We start from the raw sequence: 23874 nt of genomic DNA on the forward strand, positions 1-23874 counted from the left end.
AGCTTTTTATATTCGTTGAAAAAGGTAATTAATTACTTTTAGTGAAAATTGTTATATTAGAATTCTTTTCTTTGAGCTTGTGGATAAATTCTTCAGTATTTTGCGGTGAAATCACCGCATGTCCCCATCCTCCCTGATAGTAGACCGTGATGGCATGACGTGAGCCGATAAGACGGAAACCTGACCACAGCTTCTTTTTTTGGATCACTTTATCGATTGTTTCGTAAGGAATTTGATGTTTGATCAGTCCGGCTTTAATGATCAGATGGTGCTCCTTCAATACATATTTCAGATCAATAAAGCTCCATATGATGAGTCCGTTTAAAAGAGTCAGCAGAATAAAAATGACCCAGCCCGAAACTCTCATATTACCCAGCACAAAAGGAACAATGGCATCTGCTTGTATCAGTAATATGAGAAACACAATCATCAGCGTAACGGGTACATCTCTCTTTGTTTGATAAACCATTTTCTCACCGTCCTGTTTCCGCGTTCTGTTACTGTGACTTCTTCTTTTTTTCTTTAAGAAATTCCTTTTTTAAGTCAAAAAAACATAGAAATTGTAGAATTTATAAGAGAAAGCATAAAGCGTGCTTGAATTTTCAATTATTTCCCTTCTGATTCGGAACAAAATGATGAAAAAAATGAAACGCTTTAATCTTTTTTTGATAGAATAGAAGCAAGATAGTACATGTTCATGTGAAAGTAGGTGACATCGTGGGAAAAATCATAGCAATTACGAACCAAAAAGGCGGGGTCGGCAAAACAACGACGTCTGTCAACCTTGGGGCATGTTTGGCTTACATAGGGAAAAGGGTTCTGCTGGTAGATATTGATCCGCAGGGAAATGCGACAAGCGGATTAGGGATTGAAAAAGCCGATGTAGAGCAGTGTGTGTACGATATTTTAGTAGATGATGCAGATGTTATAGATATTATTAAAGCAACGACAGTCGAGAACTTGGACGTGATCCCTGCGACGATTCAGCTTGCCGGGGCTGAGATCGAGCTGGTTCCTACAATTTCAAGAGAAGTGAGATTGAAGAGAGCACTTGAAGCAGTAAAGCAAAATTATGATTACATTATCATTGATTGTCCGCCGTCACTAGGGCTGCTGACGATTAATGCCCTTACTGCCTCGGATTCCGTTGTGATTCCTGTACAGTGCGAATATTATGCCTTGGAGGGGCTCAGCCAGTTATTAAATACAGTACGTCTTGTGCAAAAGCATTTGAATACGGATTTAATGATTGAAGGTGTATTGCTGACAATGCTTGATGCTCGGACAAACCTCGGCATTCAAGTGATTGAAGAGGTTAAAAAGTATTTTAGAGATAAAGTATATAAGACAGTTATTCCGCGTAATGTCCGTCTGAGTGAGGCACCGAGTCACGGAAAACCCATCATTTTATACGATCCGCGGTCAAGAGGTGCGGAAGTATATTTAGATTTAGCAAAGGAAGTGGCTGCGAATGGCTAAAGGCCTTGGAAAAGGGATTAATGCGTTATTTAATCAGGTCGATTTGTCTGAAGAGACAGTTGAAGAAATTAAAATTGCCGATTTACGCCCTAATCCTTATCAGCCAAGAAAACACTTTGATGACGAGGCATTAGCTGAACTTAAAGAATCAGTGCTGCAGCATGGCATTCTTCAGCCGCTTATCGTCAGAAAATCTTTAAAAGGCTATGATATTGTTGCGGGGGAACGGCGTTTTCGGGCAGCAAAGCTGGCGGGTTTAGAGACAGTTCCGGCGATTGTCCGTGAATTATCAGAGGCATTAATGAGGGAAATTGCTTTATTAGAAAACCTTCAGCGCGAAGATTTATCTCCGCTTGAAGAGGCACAGGCATATGACTCTTTGCTGAAACACTTAGATCTCACGCAAGAGCAGCTTGCCAAACGTCTTGGGAAAAGCAGACCGCATATTGCGAATCATTTAAGACTGCTGACACTGCCAGAAAATATTCAGCAGCTTATTGCCGAAGGTACGCTTTCTATGGGACATGGGCGCACGCTTCTTGGCTTGAAAAACAAAAATAAGCTTGAACCGCTTGTTCAAAAAGTGATTGCGGAGCAGCTTAATGTCCGCCAGCTTGAGCAGCTGATTCAGCAGTTAAATCAGAATGTTTCACGTGAAACAAAGAAAAAAGAACCTGTGAAAGACGCGGTTCTAAAAGAACGGGAATCCTATCTCCAAAATTATTTTGGAACAACAGTTAATATTAAAAGACAGAAGAAAAAAGGCAAAATCGAAATTGAATTTTTCTCCAATGAAGATCTTGACCGGATTTTAGAGCTTTTGTCTGAACGAGAATCATAAATGAAGAAACCATCTTTCATGCGAAGATGGTTTTTGTTTTATATGCGCCCAGTGAGCCTTTGCAGCGGGTTCAGGCGTTCTTGCCTCCACTCTGTCCGATCTGTTAAACTCAATCCTTCCGCGAGAACATTGGCCATATTCATGACCAGGTTGAGTCTTGTGTTTTGCAATACAAAATACTCCATGAAACCGCTCACATTCACGATTCCGTTAATATGAAGATCTCCCACTTCAGGAAGGTCTTTTTGCACACCGGCTCCTGGCTTTAATGGCCCGTCTCCGATTTGAAATGAACCCACACTCTTAACGCGGCCTAAGCATGCATCGACCGCTATAATAAATGGGTTTTTATGTAATTTATGAATGTCACTGATTTTGTCCTTCATGTTCACAGCATGGACGGGGTCAGATAAGGTTCCGTAGACATGGAATCTGGTGAGCTGCATCTGTTTGAGTTTCATTCCTACGAGCGGGCCCAACGAATCACCGGTTGAACGGTCTGTTCCGATACAAACCACGACAATTGGTTTGCCGGCAGCTTTACGTAAGGATGAAGAAAGAATGGTTTGGATTTGCTTTGCTGCAGCTGCATCTGTATGTGAAACGTATTGTTTTACTCGTTCCTGAGAGGAAAAAAGCCCGCCTTTTCGATTCATAGGTTTCACTTCCTTGTTATAGTAGGTAACAGAATTGCTATGGTGTGTGTTTCGTTATGTAAGGTTGTTTACAGTATATCCAGCAGTACGGTTTTTTATGCTTTGTGTATGACACCGGAGATTTAAAAAAAGTAGAGGTTATGATATGAATGGTTAGTGGGTGAATTACAAATATTGTCCCCCATTGCCTCGATCATGATCAAGCTATGGTCTGCTTACAAAACACTTTATAGATAGGTATGGTTAATGAGGTTCATTCCTTCATTCCGCGGCAAAATGATATTTTTTAGACTGCCTGCATCAGCAGTCTTTTATTATGAGTATTTCGGATGGTAATTTCAGCTTGTGTTCAAATGTCTATGAAAATATGGCATTTTTACCTTCTTTTATTTATATAGTAACAATAACGGAAACAAGCTGATCTTTGTCTATGAGGTGATGATGTTGTGGAGAGCCGGAATGAAGTGGATGCTGCTCATATTAGGGAGCCTGATCGGGGCCGGATATGCGAGCGGTCAGGAGATTTGGCAGTTTTTTGGGGCGGAAAGCGGACTTGCTATTGTGCTGTTTACAATCATGTTCATTTTCTCGTCTTATATTGTGATGAAAATCAGTTTTAAGGTTCAATCCACTCATTTTCTGCCGGTTCTGGAGCATTTAATGGGGCCGTGGCTGGCGAAAATTTATGATGTTCTCATCATTTTTTATTTGTTTTCGACGACTATGGTGATGATTGCCGGAGGCGGTGTGACCCTGCAGATGTACAAGCTTCCTTTCTGGTGGGGAATCGCGCTGATTTGCATCGTGACAGTGTGTTTGTTTTTGTGGGATGTGAAAGGAATATTATCAATAAATAGTATTTTGATTCCTGTGTTAGTAGCGGGGCTTTTATATGCGCTGATCTCTTTTCAGAGCACACATCACCATACGTGGACGATTGATTTGTCTCAGCAGTATAACTGGCCTGCGAGCATAACGTTTACTTCTTTAAACATCCTTTCAGTTGTTGCGATTTTATCCTCTGTTGGGAAAGAGATGAAAGGACTCGGAGAAGCGAAAATCGCAAGTGTGGCAAGCGGTCTCATTTTTGGCGTGATCTCATTTGTTTATAATGAAACGTTAGTGGAGCTGGCGGGCTCCCTTTCTCAGTTTGAAATACCGCTGTTTGCCGTTTTGGAGGGTGCGCCTTATGTCCTTTTTTTATGTATGACGGGGGTGCTGTGTCTGGCCATTTACACGACGACGGTAGCGGGATTGCTGGGGCTGTCCAGCCGGCTGATGGGGTTTGTTCATATGCCGAGATGGTTGATTGTGTTGATTTTGTTAGTGTTAATGGTACCTTTTACTTCTTTCGGATTTTCTGATTTGATCGCGTTTTTGTATCCGATATACGGGATGTTAAATTTGTATTTGTTAGTTTGTCTTCTCTTATATCCTATTTTAAGTAAATGGAAATAAGAGGAAGTATTTCTTTTCAAGTATCTTGATTGCTCTTATGATCAGTTTTTTTGTACAATAGATACAGCAGTTTATGAAAAGAGGTGAAGGGTCTTGGCGGATAAAGACTTTGGCCTGAATGATATCGTAGAAATGAAAAAACCGCATCCATGCGGAGCGAACAGCTGGAAAATTATACGCATGGGAATGGATATTCGAATTAAGTGTGAGGGATGCTCTCACAGTGTTATGATTCCGAGAAGAGAATTTGAAAGAAAACTAAAAAAAGTACTAGTCAAGCATGAGGAGCCTACTTCATAAATAGGCCGACACTCATGCTTTTTCATATAGAAGGTAAGGAGAAGACGGCGATGAGCAAAGTGCATCAGTCGGCATGTCCGCTGAATTGTTGGGACAGCTGCGGCTTTTTGGTGACTGTTGATGATGGAAAGGTAACAAAAGTGGACGGAGATCCAAACCATCCGATTACGGAAGGTAAAATCTGCGGCCGCGGCAGAATGCTTGAGACAAAAACAAATTCTCCTGATCGGCTTCGCTATCCAATGAAAAAACAAAATGGCGAGTTTGTGCGGATTTCTTGGGAGCAGGCACTTGATGAAATTGCCGATAAACTTCGGGAAATCAAGGAAACGTCGGAGACGACTGCTGTTTTGCACAGCCATGATTATGCGAATAACGGTCTGTTAAAAGCGCTTGATCAGCGTTTTTTTAATGGATATGGAGGCGTGACTGAAATCGTCGGAAGCATATGCTGGGGCTCCGGCATCGAGGCGCAAAGCTGGGATTTTGGCCGTTCGTACGGTCACGGCCCGCTTGATATTTACAACAGCAAGCATGTTGTTGTGTGGGGAAGAAATGTATCCAGAACAAATATGCACTTATACCATCACTTGCAGCAGGTGAAAAAGAAGGGCGCCACGATTACGGTGATTGATCCGATCTTCAATCCGACTGCTAAGCTTGCCGACCGCTATATCTCTGTTAAGCCGGGAATGGATGGCTGGCTTGCGGCAGCCGTTTTGAAGGTTCTGATTGAGACGGGGAGAATGGATGAAACGTTTATTTCTGAGCACTCTGTCGGTTTTGATGATGTGAAAGAGCTATTGAAAACTGTTTCTCTGGAAGAGTTTATTGTGAAAACAGAAACTTCTATGGAGGAGCTGGAGTATTTGGCCGGTTTGTATGCAGATGGTCCGGTGTCTACTTTTATGGGGCTAGGCATGCAGCGATATAAAAACGGCGGCGGAACGATTCGCTGGATTGATGCACTTGTTGCGGCAAGCGGAAATGTCGGAATTAAGGGCGGCGGCGCGAATTTCGGAAATGTCCAGATTGGCGAGAGCTTTGCGAAAACAAAGCTGACGCTGCCGGAATTAAAAACAGCATCACGTTCATTCTCAATGATGACGCAGGCTGAAGAGGTGTTGACCGCTGCTGATCCTGCGATTGAGATGATGATTGTGACGTGCGGAAATCCGCTGACTCAGGTGCCGAATACAAACAAAGTCAGACAAGCTTTTGAAAAGGTTCCGATGACAGTCGCGATTGATTCCATTATGACGGATACCGCAAAGCTGTGTGATTATGTTTTGCCGACTGCCACTGTTTTTGAAGAAGAGGATATCTACTATTCCAGTATGTATCACCACTATGTTCAGTACGGAAAAAAACTTGTGGAGCCCCAGGGTGAAGCGAAGTCGGACAGCTGGATCTGGTCAGAGCTTGCAAAACGCCTTGGGTTTGGCGAGCTTTTTGAGCACAGTACTGAAGAATTTCTAGAGATGGGGCTTTCTTCATTGGAAGCAGAAGGTGTGACACTCGAGCGTTTAAAAGAAAAAGGCCACCTCCCTCTTCCGGTCAAGCAGGTTCCGTGGGATGACTATGAGTTTTTGACGCCGAGCGGAAAATTTGAATTTACTTCGTCGTTAGCTGAAGAAAAAGGATTTAGCGGCTTGCTTCAATTAAACGTGCCCGAAGAGTCTGTTTTCCATAATGAGGCGTTAGCTGGGAAGTATCCTTATACGCTGTTGTCCATTCATCCGCAGCGTTCCAACCATTCACAGCATGTGCCGTTTATTGAAAAGCTTCAGCACGTTCAGGTCGATATTTCTCCAGATATAGCGGCTGAGCAGGATCTTCAGGATGGAGACGAGGTTGTCATCTTTAATGACCGCGGACGCTTGAAGGGAACGGTGAAAGTGATGAAGCAGGCTCATGCGAAGACGATTAATATAGATGAAGGCATGTGGGCGGCTTTTGGAGGTTCAGTCAATGCACTGACAAATGATACAAATTCTGATAATGGAATGGGAAGTACGCTTTTTGACTGTTTAGTAGGCTTGAAAAAAGCATAATCAAAGGGATTGGCAGGCTGAAAATGCTTTTTTGTCAGCTTGTCTTTTCCAGTGAACCTCCTTATAATTGCTCTAGGTTCAAAATACGTTCATACAATGACGGTTTTATATAGAGGAGATGAAAGAATGGCTTTAACAGCTGGAATTGTTGGTTTGCCGAACGTCGGGAAATCAACACTATTTAACGCAATTACACAGGCCGGTGCCGAATCAGCGAACTACCCGTTCTGTACGATTGATCCGAACGTGGGAATTGTAGAAGTACCTGATGATCGTCTGCAAAAGCTTACTGAGCTGGTCAACCCGAAGAAGACTGTGCCGACTGCTTTTGAATTTACTGATATTGCAGGGATTGTAAAAGGCGCATCTAAAGGAGAAGGACTCGGTAACAAATTCCTATCCCATATTCGCCAGGTTGACGCGATTTGCCACGTTGTCCGTGCTTTTTCCGATGACAACATTACACACGTTTCCGGAAAAGTTGATCCGATTGATGACATTGAAACGATCAACCTTGAGCTGATCCTCGCCGATATGGAAACGGTTGAAAAGCGGATTACACGCGTCAGCAAACTTGCGAAACAAAAAGATAAAGACGCTGTATATGAGTTTGAGATTTTATCTAAACTGAAAGAAGCGTTTGAGAGTGAAAAGCCTGCTCGATCTGTAGAATTCACTGAAGAGCAGCAAAAGCTTGTGAAGCAGCTCCATTTACTGACTTCGAAGCCTATTTTGTATGTGGCCAATGTAAGTGAAGATGAAGTGGCTGATCCATCTGGCAATGAAAATGTAGCGAAGATTCGCGAGTACGCTGCCGGCGAAAACGCAGAAGTTATCGTTGTGTGCGCGAAAATCGAATCCGAAATTGCTGAGCTTGAAGGCGAAGAAAAGCAAATGTTCTTGGAAGAGCTGGGCATTCAAGAATCAGGTCTTGATCAGCTGATCAAAGCGTCTTACTCTCTTCTTGGCCTTGCAACATACTTCACGGCGGGAGAGCAGGAAGTCAGAGCTTGGACATTCAAAAAAGGCATGAAAGCCCCTGAGTGTGCAGGAATTATTCATAGTGACTTTGAGCGAGGCTTCATTCGCGCTGAGACAGTTGCTTATGAGGATCTTCTTGCGGGCGGCGGTATGGCAGGAGCCAAAGAAGCAGGAAAAGTCCGCCTCGAAGGGAAAGAATATGTGGTTCAAGACGGAGATGTTATTCATTTCCGATTTAATGTTTAGGATGCAGTTGTAAAGGGACAAGAGCTTTGGTATAATATAAAATTGTGAGTAATAGAATTATTGCTCCTTGCCCATTATGGGCCGCTTAGTCCAAAAGGAGGTGCAAACAGATGAGAAAGTACGAAGTTATGTACATTATCCGCCCAAACATTGACGATGAGTCTAAAAAAGCAGTTATCGAGCGTTTCAACAACGTTCTGACTTCTAACGGTGCGGAGATCACTGGAACAAAGGATTGGGGTAAACGTCGTCTTGCTTACGAAATCAACGATTTCCGCGACGGTTTCTACCAAATCTTAAACGTTCAAGCTGATGCTGCGGCAGTTCAAGAATTTGACCGTCTAGCTAAGATCAGTGACGATATCATTCGCCACATTGTTGTTAAAGAAGAAGAATAAGCAATTTTGAAATATATAATGGTAAAAGGTGGTCTTTCTTATGCTTAACCGAGTTGTATTAGTCGGAAGACTGACAAAAGACCCAGAGCTTCGTTATACGCCAAACGGTGCGGCTGTTGCTACGTTTACTCTTGCTGTGAATCGTACATTTACGAACCAGTCCGGAGAACGTGAGGCCGATTTCATTAATTGTGTCACTTGGAGAAGACAAGCCGAAAACGTTGCAAACTTCTTGAAAAAAGGAAGCCTTGCAGGCGTAGATGGCCGTTTACAAACAAGAAACTATGAAAACCAGCAAGGACAGCGTGTCTTCGTGACAGAGGTCCAAGCTGAAAGTGTTCAATTTCTTGAGCCGAAAAACGGCGGCGGTTCTGGTTCAGGTGGATACAACGAAGGAAACAGCGGCGGAGGCCAGTACTTTGGCGGAGGCCAAAATGATAATCCATTCGGGGGAAATCAAAACAACCAGAGACGCAATCAGGGGAACAGCTTTAATGATGACCCATTTGCCAACGATGGCAAACCGATTGACATCTCGGATGATGATCTTCCATTCTAATGTGATTATCGCCTAAAATGAAAAAGAAAGGAGGGAAATGACAATGGCAGGAGGACGCAGAGGCGGTCGTGCGAAACGCCGTAAAGTGTGTTATTTCACTTCTAACGGCATCACGCACATCGACTACAAAGATGTAGATCTTCTTAAAAAGTTTGTTTCTGAGCGCGGTAAAATTTTACCACGTCGTGTAACTGGAACAAATGCTAAATACCAACGTAAATTGACTGCAGCTATCAAACGCGCACGTCAAATGGCTTTACTTCCATACGTAAGCGGTGAGTAAGCTGATACGTAAAGAGCAAGGACCTTCGGGTTCTTGCTCTTTTTTATAGGGGGATGAAACATGAAGCTGATTTCATGGAATGTAAACGGCCTGCGGGCTGTGATGAGAAAAATGGATTTCCTCTCTTATCTGAAAGAAGAGGATGCAGATATCATATGTCTTCAGGAAACAAAGATACAGGACGGACAGGTTGATCTCCAGCCTGAGGGCTATCATGTGTATTGGAATTATGCAGTGAAAAAAGGATATTCCGGCACAGCTGTTTTTTCTAAGCAAGAGCCGCTGCGTGTCATGTACGGTATCGGAATAGAAGAGCATGACCAAGAAGGCAGAGTGATTACGCTGGAATTTGAAAACGTGTTTGTGATGACCGTTTACACGCCAAATTCCAGAAGGGGATTAGAGCGAATCGATTACCGCATGCAATGGGAAGAGGCTCTATTGTCTTATATTCTTGAATTGGATGAGAAAAAACCAGTCATTTTATGCGGTGATTTGAATGTAGCCCATCAGGAGATTGATTTGAAAAATCCAAAGGCGAACCGGAAGAACGCTGGATTTTCCGATCAAGAAAGAGGGGCATTTACTCGTTTATTAGAGGCTGGCTTTGTTGACTCCTTCCGTCATGTTTATCCTGATCTTGAAGGCGCTTTTTCCTGGTGGTCGTATCGTGCCGGCGCCCGGGACAGAAATATAGGATGGCGCATTGATTATTTTGTTGTTTCTGAAAGCCTTAAGGAACAGATTGAAGGTGCCGGCATATCAAAGGATGTCATGGGTTCCGACCATTGTCCTGTTGAACTTATCATCAATATATGATGAGATAGCAGTAAGGATTTTACACTTACTGCTTTTTTTTATATGAAAAAGGAGAAAGAGGATGGCAAATATAAAAGAGATTGCAAGACTGGCAAATGTATCTGTTTCAACTGTTTCGCGTGTATTGAATCATCATCCGTATGTGTCTGTAGAAAAGAGAAAGCTTGTGCATCAAGTCATGAAGGAATTGAATTATACACCAAATCGAACCGCAATCGATCTCATTCGCGGGAAAACCCATACGGTTGGTGTGATTCTGCCTTATAGCGATCATCCCTGCTTTGATAAAATCGTTAACGGAATCACCAAGGCTGCTTTTCAGCATGAGTATGCAACGACCCTCCTCCCCACCAATTATAACCCCGCTATTGAAATCAAATATTTAGAGCTGTTAAAAACAAAGAAAATTGACGGCCTCATTATTACTTCCCGCGCCAATCATTGGGACAAGATTTTAGCTTATCAAGAATATGGGCCGATCATCGCTTGTGAGGAAACCGGTGACATTGATGTCCCATGTGCGTATAACGACAGAAAAGCTGCTTATGCAGAAAGCTTTCGCTATCTAAAAAGCCGCGGACATGAGAATATCGCTTTTACATGCGTCAGAGAAGCCGACAGGAGCCCAAGCACCGCTGATAAAGCTGCGGCCTATAAAGCTGTCTGCGGAAGGTTGGAAGACCGCCATATGCTGTCCGGATGCAACGATATGAATGATGGTGAGCGGGCAGCTGAACATTTTTATATGAGCGGGCGGGTCCCGACTGCTATTTATGCAAACAGTGATGAAGTGGCAGCTGGAATTCATCTATTTGCCCAGAAGAATAATTGGGATGTTGAAATCATAGGTGAGGGAAATACTTCTATTAGCCGTGTTCTTGGATTTCCATCGCTCGATTTGAATCTTGAGCAGCTTGGCACCGCCGCATTTTCTCTTTTTTTGCAGGATGAACCCGTTGATATCAAAATTCAGCATAACTTTGAGAAAAAAGCTTGAACTGAAATGCATTTCATACGTTATAACTTCATTGAAGGTAAAGGAGGAGAAGACATGCGGATTGAACATACAGCGGTCTGGGTCAATGATTTAGAGCGAATGAAGTCTTTTTATGAAACGTATTTTAATGGCAAAGCGAATGATTTGTATCATAATGAGAAAAAGGATTTTAAATCTTATTTTATTACGTTTGATTCCGGGGCAAGGCTGGAGATTATGAAAAAAGAGAATGTGACCGATCCGCCTTCACAAACGATGACAGGCTGGGCGCATATTGCCTTTTCCGTAGGAAGCCGGGAGAAGGTTGATGAACTGACTGCCCGATTGAAGAAGGACGGTTTCGCAGTAGTAAACGGCCCAAGGACAACGGGAGACGGCTACTATGAAAGTGTGATTGAAGATGATGAAGGAAATTTAATTGAAATTACAATTTAACATCTGGAGTGACTTGAATGCTGAGGACAGAAAAAGAAAAAATGGCAGCCGGCGAATTATACAATCCGGAAGATCAACAACTATTACTAGAACGCAAGCATGCGAGACAGCTGATTAGACAATATAACGAAACACCAGAAGATGACGCAGTGCGGACAGAGGTTTTGAAGGAGCTGCTCGGTTCGGTTGGGGATCAAGTCACGATTCTGCCGACATTTCGCTGTGATTATGGCTATCATATTCATATCGGAGATCATACATTTGTTAATTTTGACTGTGTCATTTTAGATGTTTGTGAGGTGCGTATCGGCCGTCATTGTTTGATTGCGCCAGGTGTACATATCTACACAGCCGGCCATCCTCTCGATCCGATTGAAAGAAAGTCCGGGAAGGAGTTCGGTAAGCCTGTGACAATTGGAGATCAAGTTTGGATCGGAGGCCGGGCAGTGATTAACCCAGGAGTGACAATTGGTGATAATGCGGTGATTGCTTCAGGATCTGTTGTGACTAAGGATGTGCCCGCTAACACTGTTGTAGGCGGAAACCCTGCGAGGATATTGAAGGAATTGTAAAGAGATCAGTGCGGCAGCTCCGCACTGACTTTTTTAAATTTGTTTCGCATTGGTATTAGGGCCGAAGCAGATTAACAGCAAGGAGCATGCGAGCCAGCAGCCGCCTATAAACAAGAAGACGCTGACATAGCCGAGCTGAACGGCAATAAATCCGACAAGCAATGAGCCGAAAATGTTTGAAAAACGGCCCAGACCGTAGGCTAATCCGCTGCCGGACGAGCGGTATTCAGTCGGATAAGGTTCAGATGTATAGGCGTATAAGTTCGACGTGAAAACCCGTTCTGTGATATTCACGATAAAGCCAAACACAATGATCATGATGGGAATAAAAGTCATGCCATATAAGAGCCCTGCGATGGCCGTCAGAAACGCGCTGGCAGCTAAAATCCACTTTCTTTGAAATCTCTCAGAAATCATGGAGCCGAGCAGTGCGCCAAGCGGAGCACCGACAGAATGCAATACGTTATACCACAATGTATTTTCCATGGTGACGCCATTGCTTTTTAATAGGCTTGGAACCCATGAGGCAAATCCGTAAAACCCAAATGTCTCAAAAATCCATACAGCAGATAAAATAATAGTGATTTTGAGGTTTCTGCCTTTCAATAATCCTGCGTAACCGGCATGCTGTTGAACGGAACTGTTTGCTTTAGGTGGAGCCGGTGCCGGAAGCGGGCCTTTCTCATGTTCAACCTGCGTCTCAATTCGATTGAGGATCGCGTCAGCCTTCGCATATTCACCGCGATTTTCATGCCAGCGAGGTGACTCTTCCAGACGGCGGATGAAGAAAAAATAAATAAGGCCGACGGCACCCCATACAAATACAAGCCTCCATCCCCATGAACCGAGGGGAATGACAAAGGCAGACACAATATTGGTGATCGGGACGCCGATCAAACCAATCATGGCACAAAAAGAAATATATTTTCCACGTACACTTGAAGGGAAAAACTCCGCCAAATAGCTATTCGTAATGACCATGGCTGCTGCGACGCCAAATCCGGTGAGAAAACGGAATGTCATTAAAGATGGAATGTCCCATGCCGCGGCATTGCACAGCGATGCGATTGAGAAAACAAAGACAAATAGATTTAAGGCTTTTTTGCGGCCGATTCGATCGGACAGCCGTCCGCCCAGCGAAGCGCCTAAAAACATGCCTAAAAATGAAGCCGCCGTCACGTTGGCAATGGTTGAAAGCGGAATGCCCCAATGCTCGATCAGTGCCGGTGCTACATTGCTGAGGGTAAATAAATCTGCGAGATCAAAGAAATAAACGATGCCGAGAGCGGTTAACACTTGGAAATGAACGCGTGAAATCGGAAGGCGGTCTAAACGATTCGCTGCGTTTGAGAAAGGATGTGCGTTCTTCTGATTGAAGATCGTATTCATAAAAAACCCCCTTTTAAAGTAGTAAGAAAAGACTGATAATTCCCCTCTTGGGAATATTATAAGTATCTTGGTTCATTGGCGACAGAGTTCAAATCACTAGATGGGAGAACTATATTCGCACTTTTTCCGTACATTTTGCTTAAAAAATTTCCAAAACAGTAGATTCATAGACCAATTTATGCAAATATATAGTGATATTCTCATTGAAAGGAAGAGACATAGAAGGAATGAATTCATTTATCCGTCCTATAGAAGGAAACAATACGCTGTGGAGATACTTTTTCGCTTTTTTGGTGATGGTAGGATTATATGTATTTGGGAATATAGCTTACCTTTTCGCTATATTGTTCACGGTTATTGTGAATCCCGATATCACGTTTGATTTGGATGAAGCTGTGCTGAGTGATCCTCTCGTTGATCTTTATTTGTCCCATGTGATTTATTTATTGGCCATTCCTGGAGTTTGGCTGGCTGTGCGCTTTATTTTGAAGCGGCCCTTCCGAACGGTGATTACACCAAATTCAAAGATGAATTGGCGGAGAATTTCCTTTGGTTTTATTGCTTATTTCTTGCTGATGATCGCCGTACAATTGATTGATTTTGCGATTCATCCAGACAATTATTCAATGCAAGCCTTTGATGCATCACGATTTATCTGGCTGCTTGCAGCAGCCCTCATTTTGGTTCCGATTCAGACATCAGCTGAGGAATTGTTTTTCAGGGGATTTTTGCTTCAAGCCTTCGGGAGATTGACGAAAAATCATCTTATCTTGACATTGATTGTCGGGGGATTGTTTGGCGTATTGCATTTTGCGAATCCAGAAATGAACAATGGAGCTGTTTGGGCAGGAATTGAGTACTTAACATTTGGTTTTGTGTGGACCTATTACACGATTAAAACTGGCAGTATTGAAATCTCACTTGGCGCCCACGCTGCGAATAATATGTTTTTGTGTATGTTTATCACAGAAAAAAACAGTGTGTATGGAGGAATTCCTTCTCTATTTACGGTTACGCGGGGGAACCCAATGTGGGAGGCTTTCTTGACGATTGCGGTCAACCTTGTGTTTGCGGGGATCGCTTTATGGCACCATAAGAAATCAAAAAGTAAGCAGCAAGGGTCTTAATCCTTGCTGCTTATTAACGTTTGGATGGCTTCTTCGATAATCGTTGTCGGCTGCTGGCAGGCGAAGTTTTCACAAATATACACGGTTGTTTTGCCGTCTATAATGCGGTAGTCTGCTGCAAATGGCGCAATGTCTTTGCATTGCTCGGGCTGCTCTGCCACCAGAATGGAGTCGTTGGGCTTAAAGGCTTTTTGGAGCTCCGTTATGATTTGTTTTCTGGCTAGATCGTCTGCACTGCCAAAAATCACGATTTCTTTTTTAGGCATCAGATGCCTTAACACACTTTGCATAAAGAAAGCATGGCCGCTCGGATACGCGTCGATGTCCGGCTTGAACACGGAAAACATCGTTTCTGCTTTTTCAATCAGTGATAAGTCACCTGTGACTTGTCCAAGACGCAGCAGCTGAACGGCTGCCACACTGTTCCCGGAAGGCATGGCGCCGTCGTACACTTCTTTTTCCCGTACGATTAAGGCTTCTGCATCATGCCCGGAAAAATAGAATCCGCCATGCTCCTCATCCCAAAATAAGCCGATCATATCGTCTGTCAGTTTCTTCGCTTTTTGTAAATAAGAAAGATCAAACGAAGCTTCATAGAGATCGAGATAGGCCCATAGGAGAAAAGCGTAATCGTCGATAAAGCCTTTGTTTTTCACTTCGCCGTCTCGATACCGGACCATCACACGGCCGTCGATGATTAAATTTTTTTCAATAAATGTAATGGCGTCTTGCGCTAAGCTGAGATATTTCCGTTCCTGGAATACCTTTGCTGCTTTGGCGAGACCCGCGATCATCAGCGCGTTCCATGAGGTCAGCACTTTATCATCGACATGCGGATAGGTTCTTTGCTCGCGAATGTTCAAGAGCTGCTGTCTTGCGTTTTCGAGCTTGATGCTGAGCTCTTCTTCGGTTAAGCCGGCATCCGCTTTGATTTGTTCTCGCTTTGTGTGAATGAGGTTCGGAATATTTTTGCCTTCAAAGTTTCCTTCTTCAGTGATGTCATACACTTGGCAATACAGCGTTCCGAGTTCGTTTCCAAGCGTTTTCAGTATCTCTTCCCTTGACCATACGTAGTACTTTCCTTCTTCTCCTTCTGTGTCCGCATCTAAAGCGGAGAAAAAGCTTCCGTCTTCATGGGTCATTTCCCGCTGAATGAACGTAATGATCTGCTCACAAATCTCTTTATAACGGCTGTTTTGCGTGACCTGATAGGCTTCGGTATAAGCGGTCAGCAGCAGCGCATTGTCGTAGAGCATTTTTTCAAAGTGGGGAACGAGCCACTCGTCATCGGTTGAATAGCGGGCGAACCCATACCCGATATGATCGTAAATGCCGCCATTCGCCATGCTGTCCAGCGTTTTCGTCACGTTGTATAAAGCATTCTCCTGCCCTGTATTGTGGTAATAACGAAGCAAATACATCAGCATATGAGGCATCGGAAACTTCGGTGCTTGCCCGAAACCGCCGTAGATCGTGTCAAACCCGCTGGCAAGCTGCTGGAATGTCCGGTGAATTGCTGACTCGCTAAGGCCTTCACCAGATTTCACAGCTGTTTTGGTTTGCAAATGTTTAGCGGCGTTCTCCGCAATATCCTCGACATGCTCGCGGTCGTTCGCAAACGTCTCAGACAGATGCTCAAGCACATCAACAAAACCAGGACGATTGAATTTACTCGTCTTTGGAAAATATGTACCCGCGTAAAACGGCTTCTGATCAGGCGTAATAAACACATTCAGCGGCCAGCCGCCCTGCCCGGTCATCAGCTGGCAGATTCGCATATAAACAGAATCCACATCCGGCCGCTCTTCCCGGTCGACTTTAATCGCCACAAACCGTTCATTGAGAAGACGCGCGATTTCTTCGTCTTCAAAGCTTTCGTGGGCCATGACGTGGCACCAATGGCATGTCGAATAACCAATGCTGACAAGAACCGGCTTGTTTTCGCGTTTTGCTTTTTCGAAGGCTTCTTCTCCCCAAGGGAACCAATTCACAGGGTTATGAGCATGTTGAAGTAAATAAGGAGACTTCTCAGCGATTAATCTATTGGGTTTACTTTTGTCCGGCATGGGATCACCTGCTTTCTGTAATTAGTTTATATTTAACTTAACACATTTTCTCAAAAATAATCCCTGCTTCTTTATACAGCTGACTGTTCTCTAGTATTGTACTTAGGAAAACGTATTACCCCTGAAGCAGTTAAAACGCCTAATATAACTAACACAGCCCCAATAATTTGAAATACCTTTATTGGTGTGCCAACGGCAAATGAAATAATCATCGTTACAACGGGAACAAGGTTGAAAAATAAAGATGTTTTACCTGCCCCAATCTCCTTAATCCCCTGATTCCACCATAGGTAACCCAAAACGCTTGTAAAGAAAGCCATAAAGGCAATTGCCCCCCAAACTCCAATCGGGATGCTCGATAAAGAAACAGGTTTAGATGTAAATAATGAAACTACTATTAAACTAACAGCACCGATAACCATCGTATAAGTGGTTGTAGATAGCGGAGTGCCATCTTTTACAAACCGCCGTCCAAGTACACCATAAAGTGCCCAACAAACGTTACCTGTAAAGATTATTAAATCTCCGCCTGAAATTGATAAGGTTTTAATGGTTTCGATAGAACCTTGTGTAATGACTAGCAATACGCCGATGAAAGCAAAGAATATGCCGAGCACTTGTTTTTTTGTCATTTTGTCCTTTAAGATAATTCGAGCGAGAATTGCTGTTAATAAAGGATTCAGCCCCATTATTAATGCTCCGTTAACGGGAGATGTGTATTTCAAACCAATAAAAAACAAGGCGTTAAATCCAAATATTCCTATAATTCCGAGAACAATGTATGAAACGGCGTTTTTCCGTAATTGACTCTTCTTTATACCTTCAGTAAAAATCAAAATGAGGAGCATCACCGCAGCAGCTAAACCGAAACGCCATGCCGCAGAAGACGATGGTGAAAAATATCCAACCGTATATTTTGCAAGATTAAAAGTAGCTCCTGTAAAAATAGAGAAGCCAATTAACATCAGATATATATTTAAATGTTTCATTTGTTTTCCACTTCCTCTTTCAAAATTGAATAATATGTATCCAGTTTTCCTTTTGTAGTTGAAATTACTTCTTCCAGCTCCTTTTTTTTCATTTCCATTTTCTCTAAGTGCTTGGTTAAAATCTCAATACGTTTATTTATAGATGGGGAGAGTTGTGCTGATTTCACATCTGAATTGATTTTTTCCAAAATGCAGCCGTCTTTGACAAACTCATTAATATCCTCCAAAGACATACCTGTTTCCTTTAAACTTTTCAGGAATAACATGAACTGAATATCAGCCTCTGTATAAAAACGCCTTCCACTGTTTTTTCGTTTTGGTGGTGGAAGTAACCCAATCTTTTCGTAATATCTTAATGTATACGAGCTAATACTAGTCTTCTCAGCAGCTTTACTAATGGAATACAACAAACATCATCCCTCTCTTTTGATTAAAGTTAGTTTACAACTTAGAGTTAACTCTAAGTCAAGCAAATAAAAAAAACCTGCCACCGCATGGTTACGGATTACAGGCTTTAGATAATGAATGACATAAAAGGTAAACTGTATTATTAGAACACATGGTATTATCGTTTAAAATGGCTTCTGTTAATGGAGTTCCGCACGATTTGATTATCCCAGGCCACGAATGGCATGTTCTTTAGATTAGGCATCGTTAGCTATACCCAATAGATAGAAGAACAGGCTTGTTTTCGCGTTTCGTTTTTTTATAAATACAGAACTTAGCTGAGTTACTTAAAAGAGGGAGAATAAAATATCTATACTGTTTAATTATGTTAATTTGTCCTTTTCAGTCTTCTTTTCTTTTATTATAGGAAAAGATATTTTGGGCTCTGTTAAAATTCGATGTTGATAATTCCATAGTATTAAGGGGAACCCATTATTTATGGATTCCCCTTTAGTTCAATAAGAAAAATAACTGTCGAGTGTTACCTTACTATGTATATTTTGGAGGGGAAGATTTTTTTTAGCCATTCCAATGATAAACGATTTGCACAACGCCAGAGGAAAATGTTCTTGTATTCACCATTTTTAAATTTATCCTCTGTTTTACATCAATAAACAACGGTTTTCCTTCTCCCAAAACAACAGGGTGAATAGATAATCTAAATTCATCAACAAGCCCCAAATTTATAAAAGTTGTAATGAGACTCGCTCCACCATATAGCCAGATGTCTTTACCAGGATTTTCCTTCAATTTATTTACTTCTTCAAGGATATTATCATTTATAAATATGGCTTGATTATCAATCTCATTTTGTGTTCTGGAAAAAACATATTTCTTTTTACTATGAACCAATTTCCAAAGTTCCTTTTCTGTATCAGGGTCTTCATTTTTTGGAATATATTGTCCCCATAAATCGTAGCTTTTTCTGCCATATAAAATAGTATCAATTTGATTTAAGAAATCAGTAAACCCCATATCAGGGTCCATAATGCACCAATCAACTTCTCCATTTTTCCCTTCAATAAAACCATCTAAAGTAACTGCTAAATCTAAAATTATTCTTCTCTGTTTTAAGTTATTTGTCATAACTATTCATCCTTTTCCATAAGAAGTTGGTAGAAATTCTTCTCCCACTCTCGCACCAGATAGACTAAGTTGCGTTTATGGACAGAGTGAAGAACAATATTCTAAAATGAAAGTGCCCACTACTCTTCGCAGCTTGATTAGCAGGAACACTCTTTATCTTCACTTGGTTAAATGAAAACTCTGCTCGATTAAGTAATAAATTTCGCCTGCTGGATCTATACGTTCCAAAACAAGTGAAATCCAATGTTCCTTATCCATATGATATCCGGGTAAGATATTTTTGCCATTTCTTAAGCTATCACTTATTTCAGGGGGACATTTTAGATTCAGAATATCTATTTCGTCATGTCCTTCTAAGCCTAATTTTTCCGGGAGAACATTCATAATAAGACCGTACCATTTTTTGTTTGATTCATGTCTCAAAGAAGCATAGTTTGGGTATTTCTCCCACGGATAATCAGGCGATGTGCCGTATTTTTCTTTGACGTGTTTAAAGATACCTTCTCTTGTTAACATACTCAATTACTCCTTTATTCACTCTCATTTCTTCTTGGAAAAATCAAAGAGCAATCCTTGGTTGTCCTATGGATGCTTCAATAGAGATGTCACCAATGGCAGAAGCTGTTTCTCATCCTTACTAATATAAGTTTTTTTGCTTTGGCGAAGCTTCCTATTTCCATGGGTACTAGTCAACAGGGGTGTGGGCGAGTTTTATTATTAGTGGGCATGGGATCATCTTCTTTTCTCTTGTTTCTGTTCCTTTTTACTGTACCACAAGCCTCTCTGGTGAAATACCTCATTATGATAGTGAAATAGAAAAATCGCTATATATAAGGTAATGTTAAAGAGTGCACTTTTGGAAGCTGTTATTGAATAGTGTCGAAATGATTTTTCTAAATATTTCTCGATTGGCGGAGATTGATATGATCATGAAAATGACTCATTTGAATATGAAAGATTTCAATAAACCAAACGAACCTTTCGTTGTTTTTGGGAGAATGATACCTGCTTTTGAAAACGGTGTTTGGACATATACTGAGGAACGATTTTCTAAACCTTATTTTAAACAATTTGAAGATGATGACATGGATGTTAGTTATGTTGAAGAAGAGGGGAAAGCCGCTTTTTTATATTATCTTGAAAACAACTGCATTGGCCGGATTAAGATCCGTTCTAACTGGAATGGGTATGCACTAATAGAGGACATTGCCGTGGCAAAAGACTATAGAAAAAAAGGTGTTGGAACAGCATTATTACATAAAGCGATTGAGTGGGCAAAGGAGAATCATTTTTGTGGTCTTATGCTTGAAACCCAAGATATTAATATTTCAGCTTGTCATTTTTATGCCAAACATCACTTTATAATAGGTGCGGTTGATACGATGCTTTATTCCAACTTTCCAACAGCAAATGAAATTGCGATTTTTTGGTACTATAAATTTTAATTGATTATAAAATCTCAACAGTACCAGAGATAAAGAATTGACGAACGAAACGGGGCTTGTTTTGCGTTTCGATTTTTGGATCGAGAAGAGGTTTCTTAATAACCTCTTCTATTCTTTGATAAGAAATGTCTTTCCACAATAGGCATAAAAACGTGAAGGAGCATTCCTCCCAAACAGACGGTTAATAGGGTTCCGATGCCGATAGGGCCTTTAAAGATGATGGCTAATACTAAGAAAAGAGCGTATACCAATGTTCTTGAAAACAAGATTGTTCTTTTGGTGAGATCTCGGATAATAAGTGTCAAATGATCGATGGGCGTTGATGCAAACTTCGTCTGAAGATAGATGGCTGTTCCAAGACCGATGAGCACCAAACCAATTCCAAAACAATTCAATTTGCTTAACAACGCGTTTAGATAGATGGTGTTTTTTACAACAAACAACCATAGGTCAATGCCTATTCCAGTAATGAATGCTGTAATCAAGCCCAGCAAAATAGGTTTTTTTCTCGTTAATATAGCGTTGCAGATTAAGAGAATCATAGAAATAAGGACCTCCCAGCTTCCTACGGTAAGACCGATTTCTTTTGACAGACCAACCAAAAGGGCATCGAAGGGTGATGTGCCCAGTCCTGATTGTATGGTTAAGGAAATGCCCAAACTTAATATGAGTATGCCTATTCCGTAATACATATATTTCATGTTATATTCCGCGATATTTCTTTTGTCATCAAGACGTGAGGGATGCCGTCCTCCATAAATTCCTGTGAAGAAATCTGGTAGCCCAGTTTTTGATAAAAGCCTGCCGCTTGTGTTTGACCATGCAGCTTATATGAAGTCAGTCCTTTTTCTTTCATGATTTCCTCTAACCCGCTTACGATGATCTTCCCCAATCCGTACTTACGGTAAGGTTTTAGGATGCAGATTCTTTCCAGCTTTGCTGTATGGCCAACGATGCGCGCGCGTCCGGTGCCGACAGGCTGATTCTCATGATATACCAAGATATGCTGGCATTGTTCCTGAAGCGTATCAAATTCATCGAACTCATCGGCTTCAGACACATGTTGCTCCTCAATGAAAACGCCTCTTCTAATCTTTAAAGCTTCATGTAAATCCGCTTCAGTTGTTATTCTTTTTATACTCATCTAAATCAATCCTTTTCTGATATTAGTCTGGACTGTCCAGCATGCATGTGGTCTTATAATAGTAAGGTTAAAACAGTTTTGTTGTAATTACAACAAAAATACGTGAGGGGTTTTAGAATGAATGATATTTTGCGTGAAATCGGCATGATAGCAAGAGCGTTGGATTCCATAAGCAATATCGAATTTAAAGATTTGGACTTAACAAGAGGGCAGTATCTCTATCTCGTACGCATATACGAAAATCCGGGAATTATTCAAGAAAAATTGGCGGAAATGATAAAAGTGGACCGGACAACGGCCGCGCGGGCCATTAAGAAGCTGGAAATGCAGGGATTTATTCAAAAACTGCCAGATGAGCAAAATAAAAAAATAAAAAAATTGTTCCCGACTGAGAAAGGGAAAAAGGTGTATCCCTTGTTAAGAAGAGAAGGAGAACATTCCACGGAAGTCGCTTTGTCTGGTTTTACACATGAGGAAAAGGAAACCATTTCTGCACTCCTTCATAGAGTGAGGAAAAATGTAGAACGTGATTGGGAGTATGTGAAGAAGGGGAACAAAAGGGATTATTAATGTACAAAATGTACCTTATCGACAGAACCAAATATGAGTCCGGGAAGGGCCAATTTCCTGTTTCGATCATTTCACAATGCAAGTTACAAAAATGTGCGTAGTTACATATTGAATTGATTTGTATTACAGTAATGATAGCAAGAAATTTCCAAAGGGAGTGGTTTTGATGAACTTGAGACAACTATCAGAACATGTCTTTCAATGTGAATTTGAGCTTGATGTTCCCCTTCGTGTCCCGGTTCATACTTGGTTTATTAAAGATGGCGATGATGTTTATATTGTTGATACGGGGATAGAACGTTTTGCTGATGCTCAAATTAGGGCAGCGTTAGCGATCGGCAATCCAAAAGCCATTTTGCTTACCCATGGCCACAGTGATCATATCGGAGGTGCATCAAAATGGTTAGAGAGATTTGATCTTCCGATTTATGCCCACCAGAAAGAACTTATATATATCAATGGAGAAGCGCCTTATCCGAACAAAAATGAAGCAGAGAACACAGGGGTAGCCCATATTGTTCAGCCGCTGACAGAGCAAACGTTTGCTCACTTGCCTTTGCAATATGATTTAACACCCGGACATTCCCCGGGGCATGTCGTGTATTATCATAAAATCGATCGTACTCTATTAACGGGCGACCTTTTTATCACGAGTAAGGAGGATTTACACCCACCTATAAGAAGATTCAGTGTTGATATAAATGAGAACATCGATAGCGGCTCAATCATAGATCAAATCAAACCAACGCTCATTTGCTCTTCACATGGCGCAGAAATTCTTTATAACGAAGAATTGTATAAAAACTATGTGGTAAGGTATAGGGACTAATGGAAGTGAAAAACATAAGCTGAAAATTCTTCAGCATGGTGAAGCATTTGTTCCGATTTACTACATTTGTTGCGCAAAAAGAAAAAATGGCAGCTGCCTGCCGCAGAGGCTTTTGCGGAGCTTGTTTTACATTTGATTCGTTAGAAAAAGGAGTGAGCGTCAGGCTCACTCCTTTTCTATTTAAACTGCAGCTGTGAGCTTTGGTTTTACAAATTTCATGAAAATCCCTCTGACTAATGGGCCCATAATCAGTAATTGCAATGGATAGGCCAGGATGAAATTTTTCAACACAATCATAAGATAGGTGCTGAAGAGGCTGTCTCCGTTCAGCCCATTTGCCAGAACCGCTGTCACTAAACCGAACACAGACATACAAAGCACCATGCCGATCACCATACAAGTTGACATGGCAAGGATGACATATATTTTTTTAGTCTTGTCGAACGGCAAGCTGAATGCAATCTTCTTGGCGAGGGGGCCCACTAACAGTAAATCTAACAGGAGGGCGACCATAAAACCGATGGCCATTTCAAAAACGGTCATCATTGAAAAATCCTGAATGGCTCCGTTGATGATGGCGTTGTAAATCGACATGACGCAGACCATTCCAAAGCACATCATCACGCCAAATATAAGGCCTTCTTTTTTATTTGCTGGCATACAATCATTCCTTCTCTCTATAATCGGTGATTAGTATACCAATG

At 41.7% G+C, this 23874-nt stretch carries 28 protein-coding genes and 2 pseudogenes; 18 read left to right on the forward strand and 12 right to left on the reverse strand.

Annotated elements, in window-relative coordinates; translation table 11 throughout:
- Window positions 1-28 precede the first annotated feature (28 nt).
- Window positions 29-469, reverse strand: a complete 441-nt coding sequence (locus tag BFW96_RS00160; protein ID WP_014666146.1) for a PH domain-containing protein — start codon at window positions 467-469, stop codon at window positions 29-31.
- 248 nt (window positions 470-717) lie between these two features.
- Here BFW96_RS00160 and soj point away from each other — a divergent pair, with 248 nt between their 5' ends.
- Both soj and spo0J read left to right on the forward strand, forming a co-directional pair.
- Window positions 718-1479, forward strand: coding sequence for a sporulation initiation inhibitor protein Soj (gene soj, locus BFW96_RS00165; RefSeq protein ID WP_003219244.1), 762 nt, complete (start codon window positions 718-720; stop codon window positions 1477-1479).
- Window positions 1472-2320 carry a stage 0 sporulation protein Spo0J gene (gene spo0J, locus BFW96_RS00170; protein WP_069838280.1) on the forward strand — a complete coding sequence of 283 codons (849 nt, stop codon included), beginning with the start codon at window positions 1472-1474 and terminating at the stop codon, window positions 2318-2320. Before soj ends, spo0J begins: the two co-directional genes overlap by 8 nt.
- Window positions 2321-2358: 38 nt before the next feature.
- Here the strand turns inward: spo0J and yyaC are convergent, their stop codons facing one another.
- Entirely contained in the window at window positions 2359-2976 is a 618-nt protein-coding gene (yyaC, locus tag BFW96_RS00175) for a spore protease YyaC (protein WP_069838281.1), read from the reverse strand.
- Between the two features lie 441 nt (window positions 2977-3417).
- Between yyaC and BFW96_RS00180 the strand changes: the two genes are divergently transcribed.
- The 11 genes from BFW96_RS00180 to BFW96_RS00230 all read left to right on the forward strand — a co-directional run bounded on the left by BFW96_RS00180 (window position 3418) and on the right by BFW96_RS00230 (window position 12078).
- Complete coding sequence (locus tag BFW96_RS00180; RefSeq protein WP_040081127.1) at window positions 3418-4434, forward strand: YkvI family membrane protein; 1017 nt, start codon at window positions 3418-3420, stop codon at window positions 4432-4434.
- A 93-nt stretch (window positions 4435-4527) separates the two neighbouring features.
- The gene (locus BFW96_RS00185; RefSeq protein WP_003226838.1) at window positions 4528-4734 is read left to right on the forward strand and encodes a DUF951 domain-containing protein; all 207 of its coding nucleotides are present in this window, start codon (window positions 4528-4530) and stop codon (window positions 4732-4734) included.
- A gap of 50 nt (window positions 4735-4784) precedes the next feature.
- A complete protein-coding gene (locus BFW96_RS00190) occupies window positions 4785-6788 on the forward strand; it encodes a molybdopterin-dependent oxidoreductase (protein WP_069838282.1) in 2004 nt (667 codons plus the stop codon).
- A gap of 126 nt (window positions 6789-6914) precedes the next feature.
- Window positions 6915-8015, forward strand: a complete 1101-nt coding sequence (gene ychF / locus BFW96_RS00195) for a redox-regulated ATPase YchF (RefSeq protein ID WP_014666140.1) — start codon at window positions 6915-6917, stop codon at window positions 8013-8015.
- A gap of 110 nt (window positions 8016-8125) precedes the next feature.
- Complete coding sequence (gene rpsF, locus BFW96_RS00200; protein WP_014115888.1) at window positions 8126-8413, forward strand: 30S ribosomal protein S6; 288 nt, start codon at window positions 8126-8128, stop codon at window positions 8411-8413.
- A gap of 40 nt (window positions 8414-8453) precedes the next feature.
- On the forward strand, window positions 8454-8972 hold the full coding sequence (ssbA, locus tag BFW96_RS00205) for a single-stranded DNA-binding protein SsbA (RefSeq protein ID WP_003219228.1): 519 nt from the start codon (window positions 8454-8456) through the stop codon (window positions 8970-8972).
- Between the two features lie 43 nt (window positions 8973-9015).
- Window positions 9016-9255: a 30S ribosomal protein S18 gene (rpsR, locus tag BFW96_RS00210; protein ID WP_003219224.1), complete on the forward strand. Its 240-nt coding sequence runs from the start codon at window positions 9016-9018 to the stop codon at window positions 9253-9255.
- A 60-nt stretch (window positions 9256-9315) separates the two neighbouring features.
- Window positions 9316-10074: an exodeoxyribonuclease III gene (xth, locus tag BFW96_RS00215; RefSeq protein WP_069838283.1), complete on the forward strand. Its 759-nt coding sequence runs from the start codon at window positions 9316-9318 to the stop codon at window positions 10072-10074.
- Between the two features lie 61 nt (window positions 10075-10135).
- Complete coding sequence (gene ccpB / locus BFW96_RS00220; protein WP_069838284.1) at window positions 10136-11071, forward strand: transcriptional regulator CcpB; 936 nt, start codon at window positions 10136-10138, stop codon at window positions 11069-11071.
- A 54-nt stretch (window positions 11072-11125) separates the two neighbouring features.
- The gene (locus BFW96_RS00225; protein WP_069838285.1) at window positions 11126-11506 is read left to right on the forward strand and encodes a VOC family protein; all 381 of its coding nucleotides are present in this window, start codon (window positions 11126-11128) and stop codon (window positions 11504-11506) included.
- Between the two features lie 17 nt (window positions 11507-11523).
- A complete protein-coding gene (locus BFW96_RS00230; protein WP_069838286.1) occupies window positions 11524-12078 on the forward strand; it encodes a sugar O-acetyltransferase in 555 nt (184 codons plus the stop codon).
- A 33-nt stretch (window positions 12079-12111) separates the two neighbouring features.
- Here the strand turns inward: BFW96_RS00230 and BFW96_RS00235 are convergent, their stop codons facing one another.
- Window positions 12112-13467 carry an MFS transporter gene (locus BFW96_RS00235; RefSeq protein ID WP_069838287.1) on the reverse strand — a complete coding sequence of 452 codons (1356 nt, stop codon included), beginning with the start codon at window positions 13465-13467 and terminating at the stop codon, window positions 12112-12114.
- Window positions 13468-13694: 227 nt separating this feature from the next.
- Between BFW96_RS00235 and BFW96_RS00240 the strand changes: the two genes are divergently transcribed.
- Window positions 13695-14594 carry a CPBP family intramembrane glutamic endopeptidase gene (locus BFW96_RS00240; RefSeq protein WP_069838288.1) on the forward strand — a complete coding sequence of 300 codons (900 nt, stop codon included), beginning with the start codon at window positions 13695-13697 and terminating at the stop codon, window positions 14592-14594.
- On the opposite strand, the gene BFW96_RS00245 is transcribed toward BFW96_RS00240, so the two are convergent.
- The 6 genes and pseudogenes from BFW96_RS00245 to BFW96_RS00265 form a co-directional block, all read right to left on the reverse strand.
- Entirely contained in the window at window positions 14591-16660 is a 2070-nt protein-coding gene (locus BFW96_RS00245) for a thioredoxin domain-containing protein (protein WP_069838289.1), read from the reverse strand. The two genes, BFW96_RS00240 and BFW96_RS00245, sit on opposite strands and share 4 nt — an antisense overlap.
- Before the next feature lie 71 nt (window positions 16661-16731).
- The gene (locus BFW96_RS00250) at window positions 16732-17649 is read right to left on the reverse strand and encodes a DMT family transporter (RefSeq protein WP_069838290.1); all 918 of its coding nucleotides are present in this window, start codon (window positions 17647-17649) and stop codon (window positions 16732-16734) included.
- Entirely contained in the window at window positions 17646-18059 is a 414-nt protein-coding gene (locus BFW96_RS00255; RefSeq protein WP_083252769.1) for a MerR family transcriptional regulator, read from the reverse strand. The genes BFW96_RS00250 and BFW96_RS00255 overlap by 4 nt, the downstream gene beginning before the upstream one ends.
- 155 nt (window positions 18060-18214) lie before the next feature.
- A pseudogene (locus BFW96_RS21760) lies at window positions 18215-18360 on the reverse strand (hypothetical protein); the annotation flags it as partial.
- 255 nt (window positions 18361-18615) lie between these two features.
- Window positions 18616-19182 carry a dihydrofolate reductase family protein gene (locus BFW96_RS00260; protein WP_069838291.1) on the reverse strand — a complete coding sequence of 189 codons (567 nt, stop codon included), beginning with the start codon at window positions 19180-19182 and terminating at the stop codon, window positions 18616-18618.
- Between the two features lie 159 nt (window positions 19183-19341).
- A complete protein-coding gene (locus tag BFW96_RS00265; protein WP_069838292.1) occupies window positions 19342-19698 on the reverse strand; it encodes an MmcQ/YjbR family DNA-binding protein in 357 nt (118 codons plus the stop codon).
- A 407-nt stretch (window positions 19699-20105) separates the two neighbouring features.
- On the opposite strand from BFW96_RS00265, the gene satA reads away from it, so the two are divergent.
- On the forward strand, window positions 20106-20627 hold the full coding sequence (gene satA, locus BFW96_RS00270) for a streptothricin N-acetyltransferase SatA (protein WP_069838293.1): 522 nt from the start codon (window positions 20106-20108) through the stop codon (window positions 20625-20627).
- 95 nt (window positions 20628-20722) lie between these two features.
- Here satA and BFW96_RS00275 read toward each other — a convergent pair whose 3' ends face one another.
- Window positions 20723-21328, reverse strand: a complete 606-nt coding sequence (locus BFW96_RS00275) for a YczE/YyaS/YitT family protein (RefSeq protein WP_069838294.1) — start codon at window positions 21326-21328, stop codon at window positions 20723-20725.
- Window positions 21325-21771 carry a GNAT family N-acetyltransferase gene (locus BFW96_RS00280; protein ID WP_069150705.1) on the reverse strand — a complete coding sequence of 149 codons (447 nt, stop codon included), beginning with the start codon at window positions 21769-21771 and terminating at the stop codon, window positions 21325-21327. The genes BFW96_RS00275 and BFW96_RS00280 overlap by 4 nt, the downstream gene beginning before the upstream one ends.
- 117 nt (window positions 21772-21888) lie before the next feature.
- Here BFW96_RS00280 and BFW96_RS00285 point away from each other — a divergent pair, with 117 nt between their 5' ends.
- The 3 genes and pseudogenes from BFW96_RS00285 to BFW96_RS21765 all read left to right on the forward strand — a co-directional run.
- On the forward strand, window positions 21889-22341 hold the full coding sequence (locus BFW96_RS00285) for a MarR family transcriptional regulator (RefSeq protein ID WP_040081147.1): 453 nt from the start codon (window positions 21889-21891) through the stop codon (window positions 22339-22341).
- Window positions 22342-22507: 166 nt separating this feature from the next.
- On the forward strand, window positions 22508-23170 hold the full coding sequence (locus BFW96_RS00290; RefSeq protein WP_069838295.1) for an MBL fold metallo-hydrolase: 663 nt from the start codon (window positions 22508-22510) through the stop codon (window positions 23168-23170).
- A 7-nt stretch (window positions 23171-23177) separates the two neighbouring features.
- Window positions 23178-23314 (forward strand): annotated as a pseudogene (locus BFW96_RS21765) (LysR family transcriptional regulator); the annotation flags it as partial.
- A 36-nt stretch (window positions 23315-23350) separates the two neighbouring features.
- On the opposite strand, the gene BFW96_RS00295 reads toward BFW96_RS21765, so the two are convergent.
- Entirely contained in the window at window positions 23351-23830 is a 480-nt protein-coding gene (locus BFW96_RS00295) for a DUF2798 domain-containing protein (protein ID WP_069838296.1), read from the reverse strand.
- Between the last annotated feature and the right edge of the window lie 44 nt (window positions 23831-23874).

Source organism: Bacillus sp. F56, assembly GCF_001748205.1.
Taxonomy (GTDB): Bacteria; Bacillota; Bacilli; order Bacillales; family Bacillaceae; genus Bacillus; species Bacillus stercoris.